At 56.5% G+C, this 20,101-nt stretch carries 17 protein-coding genes and 2 pseudogenes; 5 read left to right on the top strand and 14 right to left on the bottom strand.

Annotated elements, in window-relative coordinates:
- Positions 1–74: 74 nt before the first annotated feature.
- The gene (locus J5289_RS19315) at positions 75–809 is read right to left on the bottom strand and encodes a response regulator (protein ID WP_247750863.1); all 735 of its coding nucleotides are present in this window, start codon (positions 807–809) and stop codon (positions 75–77) included.
- Between the two features lie 697 nt (positions 810–1,506).
- Entirely contained in the window at positions 1,507–2,025 is a 519-nt protein-coding gene (locus J5289_RS19310) for a hypothetical protein (RefSeq protein WP_219276606.1), read from the bottom strand.
- Between J5289_RS19310 and J5289_RS19305 the strand changes: the two genes are divergently transcribed.
- Entirely contained in the window at positions 2,003–3,082 is a 1,080-nt protein-coding gene (locus J5289_RS19305) for an IS630 family transposase (RefSeq protein ID WP_111223089.1), read from the top strand. The two genes, J5289_RS19310 and J5289_RS19305, sit on opposite strands and share 23 nt — an antisense overlap.
- Before the next feature lie 187 nt (positions 3,083–3,269).
- Here the strand turns inward: J5289_RS19305 and J5289_RS19300 are convergent, their stop codons facing one another.
- Entirely contained in the window at positions 3,270–3,965 is a 696-nt protein-coding gene (locus J5289_RS19300) for a hypothetical protein (protein WP_209186826.1), read from the bottom strand.
- A gap of 326 nt (positions 3,966–4,291) precedes the next feature.
- Here J5289_RS19300 and J5289_RS29900 point away from each other — a divergent pair.
- Positions 4,292–4,666 (top strand): annotated as a pseudogene (locus J5289_RS29900) (MFS transporter); the annotation flags it as partial.
- 91 nt (positions 4,667–4,757) lie between these two features.
- A complete protein-coding gene (locus tag J5289_RS29345; protein ID WP_247749506.1) occupies positions 4,758–5,015 on the top strand; it encodes a hypothetical protein in 258 nt (85 codons plus the stop codon).
- A gap of 388 nt (positions 5,016–5,403) precedes the next feature.
- On the opposite strand, the gene J5289_RS19290 is transcribed toward J5289_RS29345, so the two are convergent.
- The 10 genes and pseudogenes from J5289_RS19290 to J5289_RS19245 form a co-directional block, all read right to left on the bottom strand.
- Positions 5,404–5,877 (bottom strand): hypothetical protein, encoded by a 474-nt coding sequence (locus J5289_RS19290; RefSeq protein ID WP_247749507.1) that lies wholly within the window; start codon positions 5,875–5,877, stop codon positions 5,404–5,406.
- A 58-nt stretch (positions 5,878–5,935) separates the two neighbouring features.
- A complete protein-coding gene (locus J5289_RS19285) occupies positions 5,936–7,033 on the bottom strand; it encodes an N-acetylglucosamine-6-phosphate deacetylase (protein ID WP_209208039.1) in 1,098 nt (365 codons plus the stop codon).
- Positions 7,030–7,227: a hypothetical protein gene (locus J5289_RS19280; protein WP_209186823.1), complete on the bottom strand. Its 198-nt coding sequence runs from the start codon at positions 7,225–7,227 to the stop codon at positions 7,030–7,032. Before J5289_RS19280 ends, J5289_RS19285 begins: the two co-directional genes overlap by 4 nt.
- Positions 7,228–8,148: an ROK family protein gene (locus J5289_RS19275; protein ID WP_209186822.1), complete on the bottom strand. Its 921-nt coding sequence runs from the start codon at positions 8,146–8,148 to the stop codon at positions 7,228–7,230.
- Entirely contained in the window at positions 8,145–9,353 is a 1,209-nt protein-coding gene (locus J5289_RS19270) for a phosphosugar isomerase (protein WP_247749509.1), read from the bottom strand. The genes J5289_RS19275 and J5289_RS19270 overlap by 4 nt, the downstream gene beginning before the upstream one ends.
- A pseudogene (locus J5289_RS19265) lies at positions 9,301–10,465 on the bottom strand (ABC transporter ATP-binding protein). The gene J5289_RS19270 and the pseudogene J5289_RS19265 overlap by 53 nt, the downstream one beginning before the upstream one ends.
- Positions 10,466–10,537: 72 nt before the next feature.
- Complete coding sequence (locus tag J5289_RS19260; protein WP_209208038.1) at positions 10,538–11,563, bottom strand: Gfo/Idh/MocA family protein; 1,026 nt, start codon at positions 11,561–11,563, stop codon at positions 10,538–10,540.
- Between the two features lie 29 nt (positions 11,564–11,592).
- Positions 11,593–12,426 (bottom strand): carbohydrate ABC transporter permease, encoded by an 834-nt coding sequence (locus J5289_RS19255; RefSeq protein WP_209186820.1) that lies wholly within the window; start codon positions 12,424–12,426, stop codon positions 11,593–11,595.
- Between the two features lies 1 nt (position 12,427).
- A complete protein-coding gene (locus J5289_RS19250; protein ID WP_209208040.1) occupies positions 12,428–13,348 on the bottom strand; it encodes a carbohydrate ABC transporter permease in 921 nt (306 codons plus the stop codon).
- Between the two features lie 78 nt (positions 13,349–13,426).
- Positions 13,427–14,890 carry an ABC transporter substrate-binding protein gene (locus tag J5289_RS19245; protein WP_209208037.1) on the bottom strand — a complete coding sequence of 488 codons (1,464 nt, stop codon included), beginning with the start codon at positions 14,888–14,890 and terminating at the stop codon, positions 13,427–13,429.
- Between the two features lie 365 nt (positions 14,891–15,255).
- Between J5289_RS19245 and J5289_RS19240 the strand changes: the two genes are divergently transcribed.
- Positions 15,256–16,458 carry an ROK family transcriptional regulator gene (locus J5289_RS19240; protein ID WP_209186831.1) on the top strand — a complete coding sequence of 401 codons (1,203 nt, stop codon included), beginning with the start codon at positions 15,256–15,258 and terminating at the stop codon, positions 16,456–16,458.
- Positions 16,459–16,563: 105 nt separating this feature from the next.
- Here the strand turns inward: J5289_RS19240 and J5289_RS19235 are convergent, their stop codons facing one another.
- The gene (locus J5289_RS19235; RefSeq protein WP_209208036.1) at positions 16,564–18,306 is read right to left on the bottom strand and encodes a sensor domain-containing diguanylate cyclase; all 1,743 of its coding nucleotides are present in this window, start codon (positions 18,304–18,306) and stop codon (positions 16,564–16,566) included.
- Between the two features lie 118 nt (positions 18,307–18,424).
- On the opposite strand from J5289_RS19235, the gene J5289_RS19230 reads away from it, so the two are divergent.
- Positions 18,425–19,485 (top strand): IS630 family transposase gene (locus J5289_RS19230; protein WP_374108560.1). Its coding sequence is split into 2 segments (ribosomal slippage): positions 18,425–18,952 and positions 18,955–19,485, totalling 1,059 coding nucleotides; the frame shifts between segments, so codons are not numbered across the junction.
- The last annotated feature ends 616 nt before the right edge of the window (positions 19,486–20,101 follow it).

Below are 20,101 nucleotides of genomic sequence, written 5' to 3'. Positions count from 1 at the left end.
TATCGAAACCAAAATAACGAGCAAAGTCGCTAGAATGAGTATCTGCCGTTGTATGGAGGCTCTTCGAAGGTTTCTCAAATTACCCGCTCAACCCGAGATGCGAATAAATAACCGCCAAGCCGGACGGTCTTGATAAAGGTCGGATCTTTCAGGTTTGGCTCAATCTTCTGTCGCACGCGACTGATGTGTGCATCAATGCTGCGCTCAACTGGCCCAGCAGATCCTGCATGTGTCATTGAAAGGAGCTGTTCGCGATTGAGCACCTTGTTTGGATGGGAGCAGAATGCCAGAACGATTTCGAATTCGGCTGTCGTCATGGATACCTGCACCCCATCCGGATCTTGTAGCTGTCGACTTTTCGGGTCGATGCGCCAGCCTGAAAACGTCATTGGGGCAAGATCGGGCTCAACCTCCCGTCCGCGTGCGCTTCGCCTCAAGATGCTTTTGATCCGCGCCATCAGTTCACGCGAATTAAATGGCTTGGTAACGTAGTCATCAGCTCCAAGCTCTAATCCCAGAACTCGATCAATGTCTTCCCGCATCGCTGTTAGCATCAGTATTGGCAGAGAACTTGACGAACGGAGCCGTCTGCAAATGCTAAACCCGTCCTCACCGGGAAGCATTGCGTCAAGCACGATAAGGTCGAAAGAATGGTGAAGCAAAAGCTTGTCCATGTCCGCGCCGCTGCCTGCAGACATTGCTTGGAAGCCGCCTCCCCTAATCAGCTCAACAAGCATGTCGGCGATGGCTAAGTCATCTTCAACGACGAGCACGTTGGTCTGATCAGAGATCGCCATTTCATATGCCATATTGGGGTATTCTGCCTTTGACTGAATTGCGAGTCCAGCATTATGCCACCAGGCACGCAGCTAGTCATTTCGTTTTGTTTTCCGCGCCCGACTGCCCTTGTCGCGCTCGATACATCAGGAGCGTTAACGATCCGACGCCTCAAGCTGCATGTACAATCTCAGCGTATTTCTCACTAGTTACCGCGAAAGCCGCCGGCTGTTGCATGAAATTACATTTGAAGATGTTGAGATATGTTGTTGGAGGTGGGGAGGATGCCTCGAATTACGACGATAGATTGATCTCGCCGCTTTTCTCAATGCCGATGAGAACCGTTGATTGTCGTAAGCTCTCCCGACCACCAGGCGAAAGAATGCAGTGAGTAGCAGCGCTGACGCGTAGCGCCGCAACAGGACGCTATCATTAATTCCGCTATAGAAGGCAAAACCAGCATTTGCCGACGTGCCCGACGGTGACAAGGAGAAATAGTGCCGTAATCACGTATCCACTTATTGATGCCGCTCCTATCGCCCAGAACACAACGATACATACCCCATACAGTAGAAACTCCCGCTTCAGTGCCGAAATCGGTAACGTATCCAAAGTCGAAGGAGACGCAAAATCGATTTTCTAAAGCTTCTTGATGCTTCGCCTAAAGCTGCACCTGCGCAGTATGTTCACCATGGTCGTTTTCCGCCAGCATCTTGTTTCTGATGCTGTTCATTGCTTCTCGCCGACAGGTGCGCGATTGCAGAACGAAGATTTTGCAGCACGCCACCATCTAACAATTGTCCTTCGAGCTTTTCTGAGGTTGCGACCCGATTTAGAAAGATCAGGCTGGGAGCTTTTTCGCGTGGACCGAGGAACGTTTGAAATTCGAATACGCTCCATGAACGCTTTGCCGTCGAATTGCTTTGAAGCGTGGACACTGCCGTCACCAAGGATTACATCGTAGAAAAAGACCTCCAGGTTCAACACCGGGGTGAGCTTTATATTGCGAACCATTGCTATGCCCGGACGCGTTGTCACGACCAGAGCATAACCGCCAGAGCGCAGTGCGTCGAATAGTTCGGGGATGGTGTAAACAGCAACGGCCATATATCCATGGGTCTTCAGCTGCGATAAAATTACATCCGCCCCATTTCTAGTGGTTACCGCCTGACATAAGAGTCCTGTATGGGATTCCATTTGCTGGGTTGGCATGCGAGTCTGGCGCATGCGCACAGGAATATCGTTCACCGTTTCGCCAACAGATCACCAACGCCTGATGGCCTTGACCAGGGATCGCAATGCGCCCCAAAAGCACGTCTGGCGGGCCGAGATCATCCTGCTGAGTGCCGATGGCGTCGGGACTGTCGAGATTATGCGCCAGACCGGCAAATCGAAGACCTGCGTATGGCGCTGGCAAGAGCGCTTCGCCACAGAAGGCGTCGAGGGTCTCCTGCGCGACAAGACGCGGCCGTCGCGTATTGTGCGGCTCGGACCCGATGTCGCCGAGCGTGTGGTGGCCCTGACGCTGGCTGATCCGCCGGGCGAGACGACGCACTGGACGGCCGACATGATGGCGACGGCCGCCGGCATCAGCGCCAGCGCAGTCAGGCGTATCTGGAAAGCGCATGGCCTCGCACCTCATCGGTGGCGGCAGTTCAAATTGTCCAACGACCCGAAATTCGTCGACAAGCTGCGAGACGTTGTCGGCCTCTATGTTGATCCGCCAGCCCACGCCGTCGTGTTGTCGGTCGATGAGAAAAGCCAAATCCAGGCGCTCGACCGCACCCAGCCGGGCCTGCCGATGAAGAAGGGTCGGCTCGGCACCATGACCCACGACTACAAGCGGCACGGCACAACCACGCTGTTTGCCGCCCTCAACGTGCTCGACGGCACCGTCATCGGCCGCAACATGCAGCGTCATCGTCATCAGGAGTTCATCCGCTTCCTCAACGCCATTAACGCCCAGGTGCCGGACGACAAGGCCGTCCACGTCATCCTCGACAACTATGCTGCCCACAAGCATCCCAAGGTGAGAGCCTGGCTCGACCGTCACGAGCGTTTCACCTTCCACTTCACTCCGACTTCAAGCTCATGGCTCAACGCGGTGGAGGGTTTCTTCGCCAGGCTGTCGAAGCGGCGTCTGAAACGCGGCGTTTTCCATTCCGTCGTCGATCTCCAGGCCGCCATCAACCGTTTCCTCGTTGAGCACAACAAAAAGCCAAAGCCCTTCACTTGGACCGCCGATCCCGACAAAATCATCGCCGCCGTTAAACGCGGGCACCAAGCGTTAGATTCCATCCACTAGCAAGAAAGACGAGGATTGGGTTACGGTATTTAACATCTGAGTGCAGCGTCACAGACCTACTCCTTTTTATGAAATGAGCTTAGCTGTTCTCAGCTCAACGGTGTGTTCGATCTTATTCGGTTTTGTTTCGAGCTTTGCGGCGGCGGTGCAACGCGACGGATTGTGGCGCTGCCAATCCGCGCGCTGCTCAATCCAGATCCGCGATAGACCTAATGGCGTTGCGACCCGTCTCGATCGCCAGCCAAGGCACAGCAGCGGTTTGCTCCAGCACATATTGAGCTTGCTGAAGAGGGCGAAAGCCTCGACCGGCCTCATCGCCCTTCGTCAGTAGCGCGTTGTTGGAAACCTGACCGTGCCGGATTGAACCTACGGCTTGGTGATCTCGCCTTTGACATTTTGAACCACATTCCTTGAGTACCTCGAGATTAGAAGGTCTCTTGATCGGGGAAGTTGGTTTATTGGCGCGTGGAGAGGCAATTTTGTCGTAAGCGTAGTTCGCCGGTTTTGAAAATGGAATAGCGACCACAGGCGCCAGGGGGAAAGGCGAGGTGCTGGCCCCGCGCGCTGGCGAAGAATCGATAGCAGCCATCAGCCCTGTAGGCTTGACGCCCCCGTGCAGCGAAGCAGTGTGGATGCTTGGTCTTGCGGCAGGCGGATTGGCGGCTCCGTGCCACTGAGTGGTATAGGCCGCTGCGGACGATACGCCAATGATAAGAGCACAGGCGCTTAACCTGATCCATGTGCCCGAAAGTGCGAAGCGCGGATGCTGTCCAAGATCGATCGTGTGTTGGTACGTCCAAACTCTTTCCGCGTTTAAGTCGAGTGCATTTACCCGTGAAAGACTTCCTTGAACGGGTAACTTGGCATCTGGCTCGAAAGTCATTTTGGGAGTCCTCTTCAGCCTCGGGATGGGCTTGCTTGGATCGTATCAAGGACACCTGTTTTCGAATGTTCTAATTTGTTGGGTTATGTTGCGGTAGAGATGGCACATGCGTGTCTAACCCACGTTGTCGCTGAACCGGTGGCTGTTTCTTGCATCGCATGACTTGAAGACGTCTGTTTGTCTGAGAAGCTCATCAGGCGCTCACGACGTCAGAAGTTCTCGATCCCAATTCTTCGAAATTTGTACCGGATTCTGTCACTACAAATCCGGGGACAGAACCTCCAGCGCCTCGTCTACGATGGCACGGATCGGCCGCAGCGGATGGTTTGCTGGAACGCGGGCTTCTGACTTATTTCGCGCCCAGCCAACATCCGCGAGTCTCGCAGTCCGAGCTCGACTACATCAAATCGCGGGGCGCCTTGACCGATGTTGGTGCGAAACCGGCGGCCGACGCCCCGCCGCCGCTCGCAACCCGTCAGGCCATCAAGCAGATTTTGACAAACCGGATGCTTGTTGGGATCTTCTTGGCGCAATATTGCATCGCTTCCCTATCGACCTTCTTTATCTCTTGGTTTCCAAGCTATCTTGTTGAAGCTCGACATTTTTCGATGCTTCACGCCGGCTTCGTGGCATCCCTGCCAGCGATCTTCGGCTGTATAGGCGGAGTAACGACGGGGTTCTTTTCTGATTGGCTGCTTCGTCGGGACCGGATCGCTGAGCCTTGCCCGCAAAATACCGATCACACTCGGGCTCGGACTGAGTGCGAGCATCATCCTCTGCAATTACACCGAGGTGAATTTCATCGTCGTGGCGATCATGTGCGCAGCGTTCTTCGGAAAGGGGTTCGGGGCACTTGGTTGGACAGTCGTGGCAGACACCGCGCCAAAAGAGGCGATCGGACTGACCGGGGGGCTGTTCAACGCAGCGGGCAGCGTGGGGGGCATTATCACTCCCGTTGCCATCGGCTACATCATCCAGGGCACAGGCTCGTTCCACGGAGCTCTGCTCTACGTCGGAATTCATGTGATTTGCGCTGTGGTCAGCTACTGACTGCTGGTCGGCCCCATCGAACGTTTCGCGCTTTCACCGCCGCCGCCCACATCGGTTGTCGTGGCCAAAAAGGCATCGTTGGCCGATGCCCGGTAGAGGACCTGGGCTTTGTGTTGAAAGGACGGCCTTAATGCCCAACTGGTGCCGCCAGCTACCCAACAGGAACATAGGGTTTGCAATCATTCGTCTCTCGTCCGCGTTAGCGGCTTCGCACGGGCGCGGAGGTAAACGCATTTGCGGTTCCTAAGTCGAGGCGTCGCTACCCTGATCTGGGCGTTTGAGCAACCGGGAGGAAGTAACCGCCTAGATCGCCCTGAGAATGTAGGCGCAACTGCGTTCCGCCTAGATGCTCGAGCGTTAGTGCGGCGACTTGGGCACGGTCAGCAGATCAGAATGGCAGGAAGCCAATAAACCCCGTAATTTTCCACATGCCAAGGGTTTTCGCGCAGAAAAAGACGGACTGCCAGTTGAGCGTCTCCGAACCACCATGGACCATTGCAATGGCGTCGTCGAACGTCTTGCGGGCAATTGCGGTTGCGCCATCGACGCGGATGTCGAGCATGTTGGTAGCGCGAAAGAGCGCGAGGCACCGATCTTCGGCATAGGCCGTCGTAGCCGATCGGAGGGCATCTTCGAGCCAGGCAACGCGGTAGGCCTCGACCGTGGGGAATCGCAGGGCCCAATCAGCGGGGTCAAGTGAACCTTTGGCATCCAAGCCGGCAAACCCGTCATACTTGAAACAGTCGGTGAAAATCGACCAGTCTTGTGCGACAAACCCGTCAATATCTTTTCGCACCAGCATCTCCCATATCGCATGGCGATCAGAATCGGATGTTGAGAACGGGTTGGTGTCGTAGCTCATGGAACTGATCCTCTGGAAAAGTACGGCAGGTTCATGGGAAAGACCTGCAGAATGGCACTCACAGCGCCTGACGTTGCAGCTGTTCGTCGAGGGCTATGACCTCGGTCACTGGAACGCCTGCCTCAAGGCCCGGTCGTGCCAATTGCATGACGTCACGCGGCACCATCGCGGCCATCTCATATGCCTCTGCAAGCGGCAATCCGACCTCTCTGACGCCATTGGCAAGGCATGCTGCAAGGTCGATATGAGCGCCGGCGAGAGAGCCGGCAGCATTGACCAGCGCACCGTCCCGCACATAAATGGTCTCGCCATAAAGCTCGAAGTGATCAGGTCCGTCGATGGTCGCCATCGCATCCGAGATCATGAACATGCGCCCATTGCGCGGACGCGCCCTGCAGGCCAGAGCGACCATACTCCAATCCACGTGATGGCCATCGACGATGATGCCGGCGAACCCATCGGAATTAATGGCCGCGCCAACAATTCCAGGCTCTCGCGACTGCATCGGGGGCATGGAATTGTAGAGGTGGGTGAAACAACTAATCCCTGCGGCCAGCCCTGCACGTGTTTCCGCAGCCGTTGCCGCGCTATGACCGGCGGAAACGACTACACCCATATCGGCGATGCGACGGATGGTGTCGGCGTCAACACATTCCGGCGCCAGCGTCAGCATAACGGGTATGCCGGATGAGCGTAGCAGCGCAAGGAGTGACAGTGTTGCATCATCGATCGGCCGGATGCAAGCGGCATTGTGCGTGCCCTTGCGCTCGACGTTGAGATGCGGACCTTCGATATGAAGTCCGAGAAATCCCTCCACGCCCCAGGCATCTACAGCAGCGTCTGCGGCTTGTGACATGACCTCGCGCTCGCAGGTGATCAGAGTCGGCATCACCCAACCTGTCCCGAGCGAGCGTTGCGTTTCCACAATATGCGCAATTGCTTTGGCTGTCGGGTTCGAATTCAGCATCACTCCGCCGCTTCCATTGACCTGAAGGTCGGTCAGTGCTGGACCGAGGAAATGTATCCGCAGATCGGGGGTCTCACCGTCATTGAGCGGACGCATTCGCGTTATTCTGCCGCCTGAGATTTCGACCGCCATGCCTTCGCAGAGCTGACTCTCGTGCCAGAGGTAATGCGGCGCAATCAGCCGCGTCATGGGATGACCCCTAAACTGCCGTGCTGTCTTACTTCATTGCCTGTTGCTCCAACGACAAGCGGCAGCTTCATTGCTCCGGCAAGAGAGATCGACGCCTCCCGGACATCTGGATGGGCCTCGCAGACACTCGTAAACGCGAAGGACTGGGATAGCCCGTTGCGACCAATGCCGCGCTTCAAATCGATGGATTCCATTTATGCCTCGTCCATAATTTTTTTTGCTAACATCGCGGCGCCGCGGGCCCCCGAACTGTCGCCATGACGCGCGATGCGGAGCGCTGGCGGCCGCATCTCGCCCAACCGTAGGGCACCAAGAGCGTCCGACAGTTGCTCCCCAAGGCCCTGGATCGCCGAAAGACCGCCGCCGATGACAATGCAGTCCGGATCGTGGTTAAGCTGGATCAGGAGCAGCAGTTCTGCTGCGATCTCGATGAATTCGGTGAGCACGGCCGAGCAATTTGCTTCACCATTGTTTGCCCGCTTTACAAGTTCTGGCGGTGTCACGTGCTCCCCAAGCCGAAACTTGCTGAGCGCGACCAAACCTGGTCCAGAGACATATTGCTCGAAACACCCCTGCTTGCCGCAGCCGCAAGACCACAGCGGCAGGCCTCGCGGCGCAAGCGTGCGCTGGGGCACGCCGGCATGGCCGATTTCGAGGGCGGAACCGTTGAGCCGTTCGGCGAGCGCGCCCCCCGACACCAGTCCAGCACCGACACCCGTGCCCATGATCAGACCCACTATGGTCTTGAACCCATCGCCGGCACCTCCATTTGCCTCAGACAAGGCAAAGGCCTGGCAGTCGTTGATCATTGGAAGGCAGCGACCGACCTTTTCAGCAAGTATGTACTCAATGGCGTGTCCACCAGCGGGCAAGTTCGAGGTGAAGGCGCGTTTCGTGCCGGGGTCAATCAACCCAGGAAACGCGACGCCAACTGCCAGCGCCTTCGAACGAGAGACGTTCTGAAGCCATTCGACCTGGTCGACAAGAACCGCCATGAATCCAGCAAGATCATCTTTTGGCGTCGCCAGGCGGCGCCTCTCGATTGTGGTAAAATCGGCCGCAAACAAACGCGCCTCGATTTTCGTACCACCAATATCGATGCCTCCCGATATCATGGCTGCACCGGATACAGGGTCACGCCGGAGACCACACGGGAAAGATTGCCTTTGCCCGCGAACGGATTGTCGATGTTAAGGTCTAACGCACCTGACCAAGTGACGGCCCAGACTTGGGCTGCGAGAACATGCAGGACGGCCTCCCAGCGCGCATCTTTAAACTGCCGCACGACGAGGTCGCATCCATGACCGCCGGATGTTAGCACCGTCGCATCGGGGTATTGCTCTTTGATTTCTTGCGCAACGTCCCAGTCATACAAAGCGGTGTGGGGGTCCGGATGGATCATGACCACAACGAGGTCGTTGCCGCCAAGGATAGCCTTTGGACCGTGGCGAAAGCCAAGCGTGCTGTCCCAGGACGTGACCGTGCGGCCCGCCGTCAGTTCAAGGACCTTGAGCGCCGATTCTCGGGCCACACCCTTTAGGGCACCCGAACCGAGAAAGACGACACGTTCTGGCCTTGGTGGTGTCGAAGCGGCCAACCCCTCCAGGATCTTGCCAGCTGCATCGGAAAGCGTGGCCAGTGTCTCGCCGATCTCGTCTTCCGGAAGAATGCAAGCCAGCGCCGACAATAGCATTGTCGTGAAGCTCGATGTCATGGCAAAGCCAGTGTCATGGGTTGCCTCAGGCAAGACGATGCTTTGGTGCTCGCCTTGCCCTGCTGGCTTGCGAGTTGCAAGCGCACCAAGCGGATTGCAGGTGATATTGAGGCGCTGGACGCTGGGAAACTGGCCATCAAGCAGATCGAGCGTGCCGATGCTTTCGGAACTATCACCCGAGCGGCCGAACTGCACCACCAAGAGCCGTGGGTCATTGCGCAGGCTTGAAGATGGGCACGCGACAATATCGGTGGTCGGGATAGCCCCGAGCCGGATTGGACCGGGCTTGGCGACCGAAAGGATCTCACCGATGAAGGCTGAGGTGCCGGCGCCTGCAAATACGATTTCATTGATCTGTAACCGGACGATCCAGTCGCGGATCTCTTTGGCGCGTGGCGCCAGGTCCCTGCCCCATTTTTCCCAGATCGCTGGTTGGGCGAAGATCTCGTTCCAGGTTTGGCTATCCTGCGGTCGTGACATCGCAATACCTCTTGGTGTCCTCACCGCGCCAAGCGGAGAAGAGTGTCTGTTACGATTTTGAGTGGGCGTCTGATCAGTCGTGGATCGCGAGACCAGTAGACGGATCAAACCAGTGAAGCTTGCCAAACTCGACAGTGAGCGGCAGCCGTTCTTTAGGCTGCGGGGTCATTGCCGGCGGAATGCGGGCAACCAGCCGGTTCTTGCCTTTGGCCGTCAGGCTCTCGATCTCGGACGCCTCGTTGACATCCCGGTGGTGAGTCGATGTCGAAGAACACAAACGTGTCCGCCCCGAGCGCTTCGGCTACAGGCACGGCCTCGTTGAAGATCGCTTCTTGCGGTTGACAGACCTGAAACATTTCCGGCCGGATGCCGACAACAATCTGGCGCCCGATATAACTGGCCAGTGCCACGCTGTCCGGAGCCTTGATCCTTGCCCCGGTCCCCACAACCGAGGCAACGAGGCCGCCGGTTTCTTTCGAGAGATCGACACGCACGAAATTCATCGCCGGGGAGCCGATAAAACCGGCAACGAACAGATTGGCAGGACGGTCGTACAGCATCTGCGGGGTATCGATCTGCTGCAGGTTGCTTTCGCTTGCATCTCCGACCGGCTTCAACACTGCGACACGGTCGCCCATGGTCATCGCCTCGACCTGATCATGGGTAACATAGAGGGTCGTTACGCCGAGTCGTTCGTTGAGCAGCTTCAGTTCGCCGCGCATCTGGACGCGCAGCTTGGCGTCGAGATTGGACAGCGGCTCGTCCATCAAGAAGGCGAGCGGATGGCGCACGATGGCGCGTCCCATGGCGACGCGCTGGCGCTGACCGCCAGACAAGGCGCCGGGCTTGCGCTGAAGATAGCGTGTGAGATCGAGCATTTCGGCTGCCTCGCGCACCAGCTTTTCGATCCTCTCCTTTGGCATCTTGCGTTGCTGAAGGCCGAAAGCCATGTTGTCGTAAACGGTCATATGCGGGTAGAGCGCATAGTTCTGGAACACCATGGCGATATCGCGATCCTGGGGTTCTTTGAAGGTGACATCGGTGTCATCCATCATCAACCGGCCGCTGTTGAGCAGCTCCAGCCCTGCGGCCATGCGCAGCAAGGTCGATTTCCCGCAGCCCGAAGGCCCGACGAGCACGACGAATTCACCATTCGCAATCGTAAAACTGACATTGGCGACGGCGACTGTTCCGTCCGTATAAGTCTTGCCGACCCCGTCGAAGGCCAAGGATGCCATGACTGAAAACTCCTGCGTCTCATGATGGTCTGGGTCACGTCCTTAAAAGCGCAGACCTGACCTAATGTGATTTTAGGCGATATCGACAGCCTGTCCCGACGATGCCGACTGCTCAATGGCTGCCAGGATCTTGGTATTGGCAAGTCCGTCCATGGCATCGGCCAGAAGCGGTTCCCCACGCACGACCGAATCAACGAAGCGGCCGATCGATTCCAGCACGAAGCCGCCGATGCGGGTGGAACCGGTCGGCGTCATGCCGATATAATCGGAGTAGCGCAAACCGCCCTCGACCATGCGTCGCAGGCCGCCATTGTGGGTGGGATCGGCCTGGATCTGGCCTTTTTCCCCAACCAGCTCCAGCTTAAAATCGACCAGAGACGGGTTGTCGCGCGAGAGGATCCAGCTGTTTTCCATGGTGACCACCGTGCCCTTGCTGAATTCGAGGATGCACAGATGGAAATCCTTGGTATCGACGCCGCCGGCCTTCAGCGTGCCGTCCCGGGTGACCGCATAGACGCGGCCGACCTCATCGCCAAGTACAAAGCGCAGAATGTCCACGAGATGGCTGCCCAGAAACCAAAGGGCTGAGGATTTCGACGCCCAGCTCAACATGTCGAATGGCACGAAGGTGGTATTCGACAGGCGGGTCATGCCGTGCTTGGGCAAACCGATCTCACCGGATTCGACCATGGTCTTGACCTGCGCCAGAATCGGGTTGACGCGGTTGTGGAAGTCGATCATCAGCTTGCCCTTGGAGGCGGCGGCGGCTTCGACGATTTGCTCTGCTTCCCTGACGGTGGTTGCTAACGGCTTTTCGCTAAGCACATGCTTGTTCGCCTTCAAGGCGGCAAGAATGATCGGTGTGTGGGTGAAGTCGGGCGTGGCCACAGACACTGCGTCAATGTCATCGCGGGCGATCAGCGCATTGTAGTCGGTCAAGGCCACCGATGCGCCTGAGCTTTCCTTCATTTTTTGTGCCCGGCCTTCGTCGATATCACATACGCCGACAAGTTCGGTCTCGGGCAGCACGTTGAAAGTATGAGCGTGATTGTTGCCCCAAAGGCCGGCGCCGATAACGCCCATTCGCAGTTTGGTCATGTCAGTTTTTACTCCATTGAAGGTGGCAATCAGCCCTTCACCGAACCAAAGGTGAGGCCTCGTACCACGTAGCGATCGAAAACGAGGAAAATGATCATCGGAGGAATCATCGCAACCACGGCAGCGGCGGCGATGTAGTTCCAGGTCACCCCGCTGGTCGCAAAGTATCCCAGAGTTCCGATGGGAAGCGTTGCCGTCGACCGTGAGCTCAACACCAGGGGAAATGCGGCATTGTTCCAGGCGAAGACGAAGGCGAACATAGAGGTGACGATGATGCCGGGGCGAACAATCGGAAGCGTGATGCGCCACATGATCGTGTACCACCTGGCACCATCGACGCGCGCTGCCTCTTCCAGTTCTACCGGCACCTCATCGATGAAACTCTTCATGAGCCAGACCGAAAAAGGAATGGTTATGGTCTGCAGGACGAGCACCATAGAGAGATAGGATCCCGTCAGCCCGATGCGGTTCATGAGGATGAAATAGGGAATAAGAAAGGCGATAGGCGGCGCCATCAACAAGCCGAGATACCACAACATGATGTTCTTCTTGCCCTTGAGCCTGAAGCGCGACAGCGCATAGGCTGCCGGGATCGAAAACGGCAGGTTGAGAAGGACAGCGCCAATGGCGACAACCAGGCTGTTGAAGAGCTGCGGTGCGTTTGTGCCAGGGTCAACGAGAATGTGTCGGAAGGCATTAAGGGTGGGAGAGAAGGTAAACTGCGGCGGCATTGCAAAGGCACTTTCTGGGGGACGGAGCGCCAGGGCAACGAACCACAAAATGGGACCGATGAAGACCGCAAGGAAGAACAGTCCAGCCGCGTAAGTTAGGAGTGTGTAGAGAATGTTTTTGCCGGATGTCATTTTACCACTCCTCATTTCGGAAGGCGAAGAAGACGTAGAGCGCCACGATGATGTTGACGATCAGGACCGTGATCCAGGTCATCGCGCTGACGAGGCCAATGTTGAAATTGATCAGACCCTGTTCGTAAAGCGAATAGCCAAGAGTTCTGGTCGAGGTACCGGGGCCACCGCGGGTCAGCACGAGGACCGTGTCGAAAGTGTTGAAGAGCTGCATGAAGCGCAGCATTACAATGATGATAGCCGTGCGCTTGATCAATGGCAGCTTGATCCGCATCAAAATTGTCCATGCAGAGGCGCGATCAAGCCGCGCTGCCTCAACGATCTCCTCGGGAACCGACAGGAGGCTGGCATAAAGGACGATGGCGAAGAAGGGCGTCCATTGCCAGATATCGGAAAACAGGACCGCGGACAGTGCGGTTGCCGGCGAGCCCAGCAGTCCTTGTGGTGGGATCGGCAGGCCCACGGACGTCAACAGCCATGTCAGGAGGCCACCGCTCGGGTCATAGAGATAGCGGAACAGGAAGCCGACAACGATAGGGGCAATTGTCGTCGGCAGGATGAGGAGCGCGCGCACGACGTTCATGCCGGGCAGCGCCCGAAGCAGGATCAAGGCAATCGACAGCCCAAAGATGAACTCCAACGCTGTGCCGAGGAAGGACAAGATCAGCGTGTTGACTAGCGCGTCGCGAAAGTCGAAAGCGTTCAGCGCCTGGACATAATTTTCGAAGCCGACAAAAGCTTGCGGTTCCGGCCCGATCTGGAAGTTCCAGAAGTAGAAGCTCGAACGTAGCGCAAACAGAAGCGGATAGGCTATCAATGCCAAAAGCATGATGACCGAAGGCGCGATCAGCAGGTATGGAAGGTTACGGCGGACGAAGCTTCGCCGCCCGGCAGCCGCTGCGGCTGGCAGATTTGCAGTCATCGTGGTCATCTCAGGGTCCTGTGTCAGAGCGTCCACGTCTTCCGACATCATGCTCGTGATGCCGGAAGACGAAAGCTATCAGCTTTTGCCGAGCTTTCCGATCAGGGCTTTAGCGCTATCCAGGGTGTCGTCGTAGCTTTCCTTCTGGTAAGGGATCATGAAATTCCCCTTCGAGATGCTGGCAAACAGGCTGTTGGTCCGTTCCAACGCTGGCGCCGCCGCGTCCGAACCCGTCAGAAGCTGGTTGAGGGTCAAGCCAAAGACGCTCTCAAGTGCGGTATAGCCGGGGACCGGAGGACGCGTGACCTTGCCGTTGCCCTGCTTCATCATTCGGAATTGCACATCGAGATACGGATAGACCGCCTTTAGATCCTTATCCTCATAGAGCGATGCGCGAGCGAAATCGGAGAACTGATAGTTGAGGTCGGGCCAGAGGGCCATTTTCTTCTGGGTGGCCTTGGAGGTCGCCCATTTGATGAAGGCGTAGCCTGCAGCCTGCTTGACCGAGCTTGCCGGTACCCCGAGGCTCCACCCGCCGACACTGATGGTCTGCTTGACGCCATCGGCTTTTGGCAGTGCCGCGGCCGCGTATTTATCCATCACATCGGATTTTGTGCCGGTCATATAACCGGAGTTCTTGACCAGGTAGAAATAGGGCGTCCACCAGTAGAACATGCCGATATCGCCCTTGGCGAAACGCGTGCCAGCATCGAACCAGACATAGTTGATCGCTTCGGGTGGAGAGAGCTTGTAGAGCTGGCGGTAGACATCGATGGATCTCTCCCAAGCCGGGCCCGACAGCGTCGGCTCGAAATTCCAGGGCTGACTCGGAAGGGACTTGAACCAACCAGCGCCATGACTGGTCGAGATCTGAGTGAACATGTGAACGATAGGCGACGGCTGAGAACCGCACACGACCGTCGGATAGACCGGCTTTCCAGAAAACTGCTTGCCTTCCAGCTTCTTTAGAGTGTCGATATAGGCCGTCCAGGTCCAGTCTTCGGACGTGTCCGTCGGTGGAGCGGCAATACCGAACTCATCGAACATGTCCTTGCGATACATGACCCCCTGCGCATAGGCGGCCACCGGAAGCGTTGCGATCTGGCCGCGCCACATGTTTGAGGAGTAAAGCACCTCGGGGATGAAGTCCGTAAGGTCGATATCTTTGTCCTTGGCGATGTAGTCGTTGAGAGAGACGATCCAACCGTTGTCGAGATATTGCCCGAGCCACATCTGATCGACCGCTATGACGTCAGCATCGGACGTCTTGGCGACAAAGGCCGAGACCAAGCGAGCTTGCAGCGCATCATAGGAAAGACTTTCGAGCTCCACCTTGATGCCGGTTTCCTTCTCGAAATCTGGGATCATCGCCTTCATCGAAAAGAAAAAGGGATCTTCGACCGACAGCACCCTGACGCTGGTGACGTCCTGTGCCTGCGCCCGAGGAGCTGCGAGAGAACCAAGCACGCCCGAAACAAGTGCTGTTGCCGAAACGCCCTTGAGCAGATTGCGACGAGACACTGACATAGTATCAAATTTCATGCTTCTCTCCACAGTGTTTATTGGTGCGGTTGAGCGCGCGATCATGCTCCTGCATGATCTGACGTCGCAAAGCCGCTATGATCCCGCATTATCTTGTCCGCACTTCTTTGAGTGCCATATGTTTGGACTTCGCACAAACATATGATATGTGTCAATGGTGATTTATGTGGCGCCCCCGGAATGTACGTAGCCTCCGTCGAACAACTTCACGATTTTATTTTGTTCGGTCTTTCATCTAGAAGTCTGATGAAAACGGCGAAACGAGCTGCGCAACTTCTGTAACCGCAGCCATCAACAGGGACTATAAAGTGGCGTTGGAAAACCAGAGCAAGAGCCTGAACGGATTGCGCGCGTCTAAGTCGGACATGCCGGATCAAGGAGCATCAGCAAATGGTATGATGCTTGTTTCGTCTTCGGACGTGGGTGCCATTAACCGGGGTAGGATTCTGCAGGCCCTCTACGATAATGGCCCTACGAGCCGCGCTGATCTGGCAAGAAAAGCCGGCGTCAACCGAACGACGGTCACTGGCATCGTGCAACCCATGATTGCCGAGAGCCTTTTGGTGGAGGGCAGGGCCACGCGCTCACCCGCCCAAGGTGGAAAGCCGGCGCGTCCCCTGTTTTTTAATCCAGGAGCGCCGATGCTGGTTGCTGTCCTACTTCTGCCTGGCAGGATACAAACGTGCCTTGTAACACTGACGGGCGAGATTTCCGCTCTTCAGAGGGCAAGCTTCGACGTCGATGGTAAGGTGGAGGCCTTTACGGCGACCATGATACAAACACTGGCGAAGACGCTAGCCGAAACAACTCAACCGCCGTTCGGCATTGGCATTGCTGCCGGGGGTATGATTGACAGCGACAACGGCATTATCATTACGGTAAGTCTTGCGCCTGTTCTAACCGGGCTACCGCTCGTGAACATCCTAAGCGCTCATTTTGGCCTGCCGGTGGTGATTGATCATCATCCCCGTGCGCTGTTGGTCGGCGACCGGTGGTTCGGCCCAGGACGAGGGCAGCAAAATTTTGCGGCAATTTACACCGGAGAGGTGTTGGGCGGCGCATTTTACATCAATGGGCAGGTTTATCGCGGCTTGGCCGGCTCCGGCGGCGAGCTTGGTCATACGATCGTCCAGTTTGACGGACTATTTTGCAATTGCGGCAAGCGCGGATGTTGGGAAACGATCGCCGCTCTCTCCTGGCTCCGGGACGAAGCTGCCAGAATGAAGATGGACAATCCTCAAGAGATAACGAGCGCCCGGCTCGTTTCCGAGGCGGAGACCGGCGCTGTGCCCGTACGTGAACTCCTGGATCGATACGCGCGCAACATCGCCGTGGGAATAGCTAACCTACAGCAGACGATGTCGCTCAATTTCTACATTCTTCACGGGGATGCGGCGACCGGCGGGTTGCATCTATGCGACTTGATAAAGCAACATGTTCAGGACCTCGTCCCCAAGCGTCCCAACCAAGAAATAACAATCGTCTCCAATGGGGTCGGAGAAGGCTTCACCGCTCTGCGGGGAGCTGCCGGCCTCGTGGTATCGGAACATCTCAAATTAATCATTTGAATGTTCGGGTTCCGCAGGTTTATCGAATGGTCGTCGCGCCGTATGTAGCGTTAGGTGGCAATGACTGCAGCTCCTAAGGCACTTCGCTACACCCCCGCCGGGCTTTTACGAGGCTGTTTGCAGGCCGGTCGACAAGGCCAACCTACACGCGCTTGCTTGGAAAACATCGCGCGAAGAAGTCCGGAACCTACCCTTACCGTCACGCTTTGCTTGGTACATCGCCTCGTCCGCATTGGAAAGCAGCGTTTCAGTGCTGTCCCCATTATCAGGAAAAATCGCGATGCCGATGCTGGCAGATACGAGCAACTCGCGACCGAGCACGATCAGGGGTGCGCGAAGGCCAAGAAGCAGGCGTTCCGCGACCTCTTCGGCTTTGGAACGGTCATCAATTTTGTCAATGAGAATAGCGAACTCGTCTCCACCAAGACGCGCCAGCATGTCGCTTTCCATAAGCCCTGCCTGCAAGCGGCTCGCAATTCCCACCAACAACTCATCTCCCGCCGCATGCCCAAGCGTGTCATTGACTACCTTAAAGTGGTCAAGATCAATCATGAGTAAAGCGAATTTGGGTGAGACTTGTTGGTGCGGACAGGTCAAAGCGGCAAAACGCTCGGAAAACGATGTGCGGTTCGGCAAGCCTGTCAACGGATCTGTGTAAGCCATATGCCGGATACGGTCGCTGCTCTGGGCTCTCTCCGTAATGTCGTGTGTGACGGCGAGAACATGCTCGACGGCGCCTGCGCTGTCGAACTCAGGCGACATCTTGACCTCCGCGAGGCCATCAGATCCGGACGGCAAAGTAAACCGGATTTCAAACGAAATACTCTTTGCTGTGTCAAAGACAGATCTTAGATGGCGCTTGTAAGCGGGCAACTCGCGTAACGTGGAGACTTCGTCTAGGGTCGTTCCAAAGAACCGATCAGCCGAGGCCCCCTTGAAAAACCCCATGGGCTGGTTGATGAACACCCTCCGGAAATTGCGGTCGTAGCGGACAATGCCGTCGGCCGTATGTTCGACTAGCGAGCGGATTTCTCGCTCGCGGCGTACCAACTCCTCCTGAGTGGTTTTTAACGCCGTTATGTCATTAGCTTCCGGCATAAGGAAAGCGACCGTACCATCCTCATCGAAAATTGGCGTCAGGGAAAAATCACTGACATAGAGCTTGCCGTCGCTCCCCCGCTGCGACACCTCGAACTGGACATAAGCGCCGGTCGCTGCCGCTTCCACTGCTGCTTTGATGCGCGTCCTTTCTTCGTCATTGGCCCACCAGTGACCCTCCCAAAAATACAGTGCTCGCGTCTGCTCCGCGTCAAGGCCGGTGAAGGCATAACCGATGGGGTTCGTTTCCACATTGCGGCCGTCGGGTGTCAGTATCGCCACAAGACGACGGGTTGAGTTGAACAATGCCCGAAATTTCGCCTCGCTAGCGGCGATTGCTCGCTGATCTGCCTTTCTCCTCGAGGCATCGCGTAGCACAGCGTTTATATAGCGGCCTTCTGCCAGCCGAAGATGGGTCAGGCAAAGTTCAACATCGATCACCGTGCCATCCGACCTTCTTACGACGGTGTTCACATGGACGCTATCGGATACGGCGCATGCGTTGGTGACCAATAGGTCGCGCGAAACATCCTCGAGGGAAAATGAACAGAAATCGAGAAGACTTTTGCCTCCAATGTCCGCGATTGCACAGCCCAGGAGGCGGGCGAAGCTTGCATTCGCTTGGAGGATCGTGAACTCGGAAACTGATAGCAGAGCGACGCTTTCGCCGCAGGTGCTGGACGCAGGCGATATGATTTGGTCGAAATTGCTCCGTATCGATTCTTTTAATATGGAAAGCTGGTCAATCATGTTGTTTCGCACCTACGGTTATTAGATCCGGAGCTTATACGCGCCCTCGCTGAGTTCGACTCTTGGGCTTCCCAAAAGGCGATGAATCTGAATCTCTGGCACAAACTGGAGGTTTGCGATGGGAGCGGCGATTTCATTACGTGCAGATTTTGACGCGGAAGGTCTTCGGCGTCTGGCCCGCCAAAGCAAGCATGCGGCTCAAGCACGTCGTCTTTTGGCACTTGCCGCGATCTATGAGGGAGGCTCACGCTCGGATGCGGCGCGGCTGGGCAATGTGACGCTGCAGATCGTGCGCGATTGGGTCTTGCGGTTCAATGCCAATGGCCCCGAGGGGCTGATCGATGGCAAGGCTCCAGGACCCCGGTCACGGTTGAACGATGTTCAGCGGGCCGCACTGGCAAAGGCCATTGAGCGGGGTCCGACGCCCTATCTCGACGGGGTCGTGCGCTGGCGGCTGTGTGATCTGGCCCAATGGCTCTGGGAAGATTTTCGTGTCTCGGTGAGCCAACAGACGCTGAGCCGGGAGGTGCGTGCCCTTGGTTATCGCAAGCTGGCTGCGCGACCGAAACATCATGAGCAGGACCCTCAAGCCATTGAGGAGTTTAAAAAAACTTCCCCGCCGCAGTGGCAGAGATTGCGAGCGGAGTGGCACAAGGAAAACGAATAGAAATTTGGTACCAAGACGAGGCCCGGATAGGGCAAAAGAACAAGATCACCCGTCGCTGGGCAAAGCGAGGCTCAAGGCCGTTCGCGCCGCATGACCAGCGAACCCGCTCCGCCTACATCTTCGGTGCCATCTGCCCCAAGCTCGGCAAGGCCGCCGCTCTCGTCATGCCGTGGTGTGATACCCACGCAATGACCCAGCATCTGGCAGAAATATCCCGTCACATCGCCGATGGCGCACATGCCATCCTCATCATGGACCAGGCCGGTTGGCATATGTCCAACGCACTCGTTGTCCCCACCAACATCACTATTCTGCCGCTGCCGCCGAAATCGCCAGAGCTGAACCCGGTTGAAAATCTCTGGCTCTTCATGCGCGAGAACTGGCTTTCCAACCGCATCTTCAAATCCTACGACGATATCGTTGCCCATTGCTGCGACGCCTGGCGCAAACTCGAGAGCCAGCCTTGGCGGATCATGTCCATCGGACGCAGAGAATGGGCCGATGGGTTCTGATCAATGAGGACGCGTATTAGTAAATTCAGGTTGATGATCTCAACCTCAAGAAACGCATCATAGGCGACAATCCTCTAATTTATCCTCATCGAAATACTTAGTTTTTACACAAACATTCCATTTTATTGTTTATGCAGGCATAATCGAAACAAAAGGGTTCGGCTTCAGACTTCAAATCTTGCGGCGACATGAAGCGCATGCTGGATGCGCCTAGGTATCGCATTCGAAGCATGCGTAGCCGACCGGGTCAGACTAAACGCGAGCGTCTTGGAGGCCAGCTCGCCACGAAGGTACGTGTGCCAAGCGAGAGCCGTCTTTGTGAACAACGCGGGTTTGTAAAGGATCGTCAGCACGGAATGCCCCGAGCTACTTATCCCCGCCATTTCAAGAGCCCGCCTGAGCAGTTGCCTTCTCTCGACGCGATCCAAGCCCATTTTGACCGAGCATTGGCCAGCGGCAAATAGCAAACACAGGAAAGGACCATTTGATTGATGGACCTCCGCTGCATTCGCGACGGTTTGAGTCTCTAGGTTCAACGGTTTCCAGCGCCCTTCATTTCGTGCCATGGCAGCTCGAAATATATGTGCTGCAACATTTTTGAATATAACGCGACCCA

Source organism: Rhizobium sp. B230/85 (assembly GCF_019355735.1).
Lineage (GTDB): Bacteria > Pseudomonadota > Alphaproteobacteria > Rhizobiales > Rhizobiaceae > Rhizobium > Rhizobium rhododendri.
The sequence above is the reverse complement of the archived record's forward strand: the minus strand, read 5'-3'. Positions and strand labels throughout refer to the sequence as shown.

What these genes read in the sequence shown, in the direction of transcription:
- J5289_RS19315 (WP_247750863.1), bottom strand. Translation starts at nt 809, where the DNA reads ATGGCATATGAAATGGCGATCTCTGATCAGACCAACGTGCTCGTCGTT.
- J5289_RS19305 (WP_111223089.1), top strand. Translation starts at nt 2,003, where the DNA reads ATGCGCACAGGAATATCGTTCACCGTTTCGCCAACAGATCACCAACGC.
- J5289_RS19300 (WP_209186826.1), bottom strand. Translation starts at nt 3,965, where the DNA reads ATGACTTTCGAGCCAGATGCCAAGTTACCCGTTCAAGGAAGTCTTTCA.
- J5289_RS19290 (WP_247749507.1), bottom strand. Translation starts at nt 5,877, where the DNA reads ATGAGCTACGACACCAACCCGTTCTCAACATCCGATTCTGATCGCCAT.
- J5289_RS19285 (WP_209208039.1), bottom strand. Translation starts at nt 7,033, where the DNA reads ATGACGCGGCTGATTGCGCCGCATTACCTCTGGCACGAGAGTCAGCTC.
- J5289_RS19280 (WP_209186823.1), bottom strand. Translation starts at nt 7,227, where the DNA reads ATGGAATCCATCGATTTGAAGCGCGGCATTGGTCGCAACGGGCTATCC.
- J5289_RS19275 (WP_209186822.1), bottom strand. Translation starts at nt 8,148, where the DNA reads ATGATATCGGGAGGCATCGATATTGGTGGTACGAAAATCGAGGCGCGT.
- J5289_RS19260 (WP_209208038.1), bottom strand. Translation starts at nt 11,563, where the DNA reads ATGACCAAACTGCGAATGGGCGTTATCGGCGCCGGCCTTTGGGGCAAC.
- J5289_RS19255 (WP_209186820.1), bottom strand. Translation starts at nt 12,426, where the DNA reads ATGACATCCGGCAAAAACATTCTCTACACACTCCTAACTTACGCGGCT.
- J5289_RS19250 (WP_209208040.1), bottom strand. Translation starts at nt 13,348, where the DNA reads ATGACTGCAAATCTGCCAGCCGCAGCGGCTGCCGGGCGGCGAAGCTTC.
- J5289_RS19245 (WP_209208037.1), bottom strand. Translation starts at nt 14,890, where the DNA reads ATGAAATTTGATACTATGTCAGTGTCTCGTCGCAATCTGCTCAAGGGC.
- J5289_RS19240 (WP_209186831.1), top strand. Translation starts at nt 15,256, where the DNA reads ATGCCGGATCAAGGAGCATCAGCAAATGGTATGATGCTTGTTTCGTCT.
- J5289_RS19235 (WP_209208036.1), bottom strand. Translation starts at nt 18,306, where the DNA reads ATGATTGACCAGCTTTCCATATTAAAAGAATCGATACGGAGCAATTTC.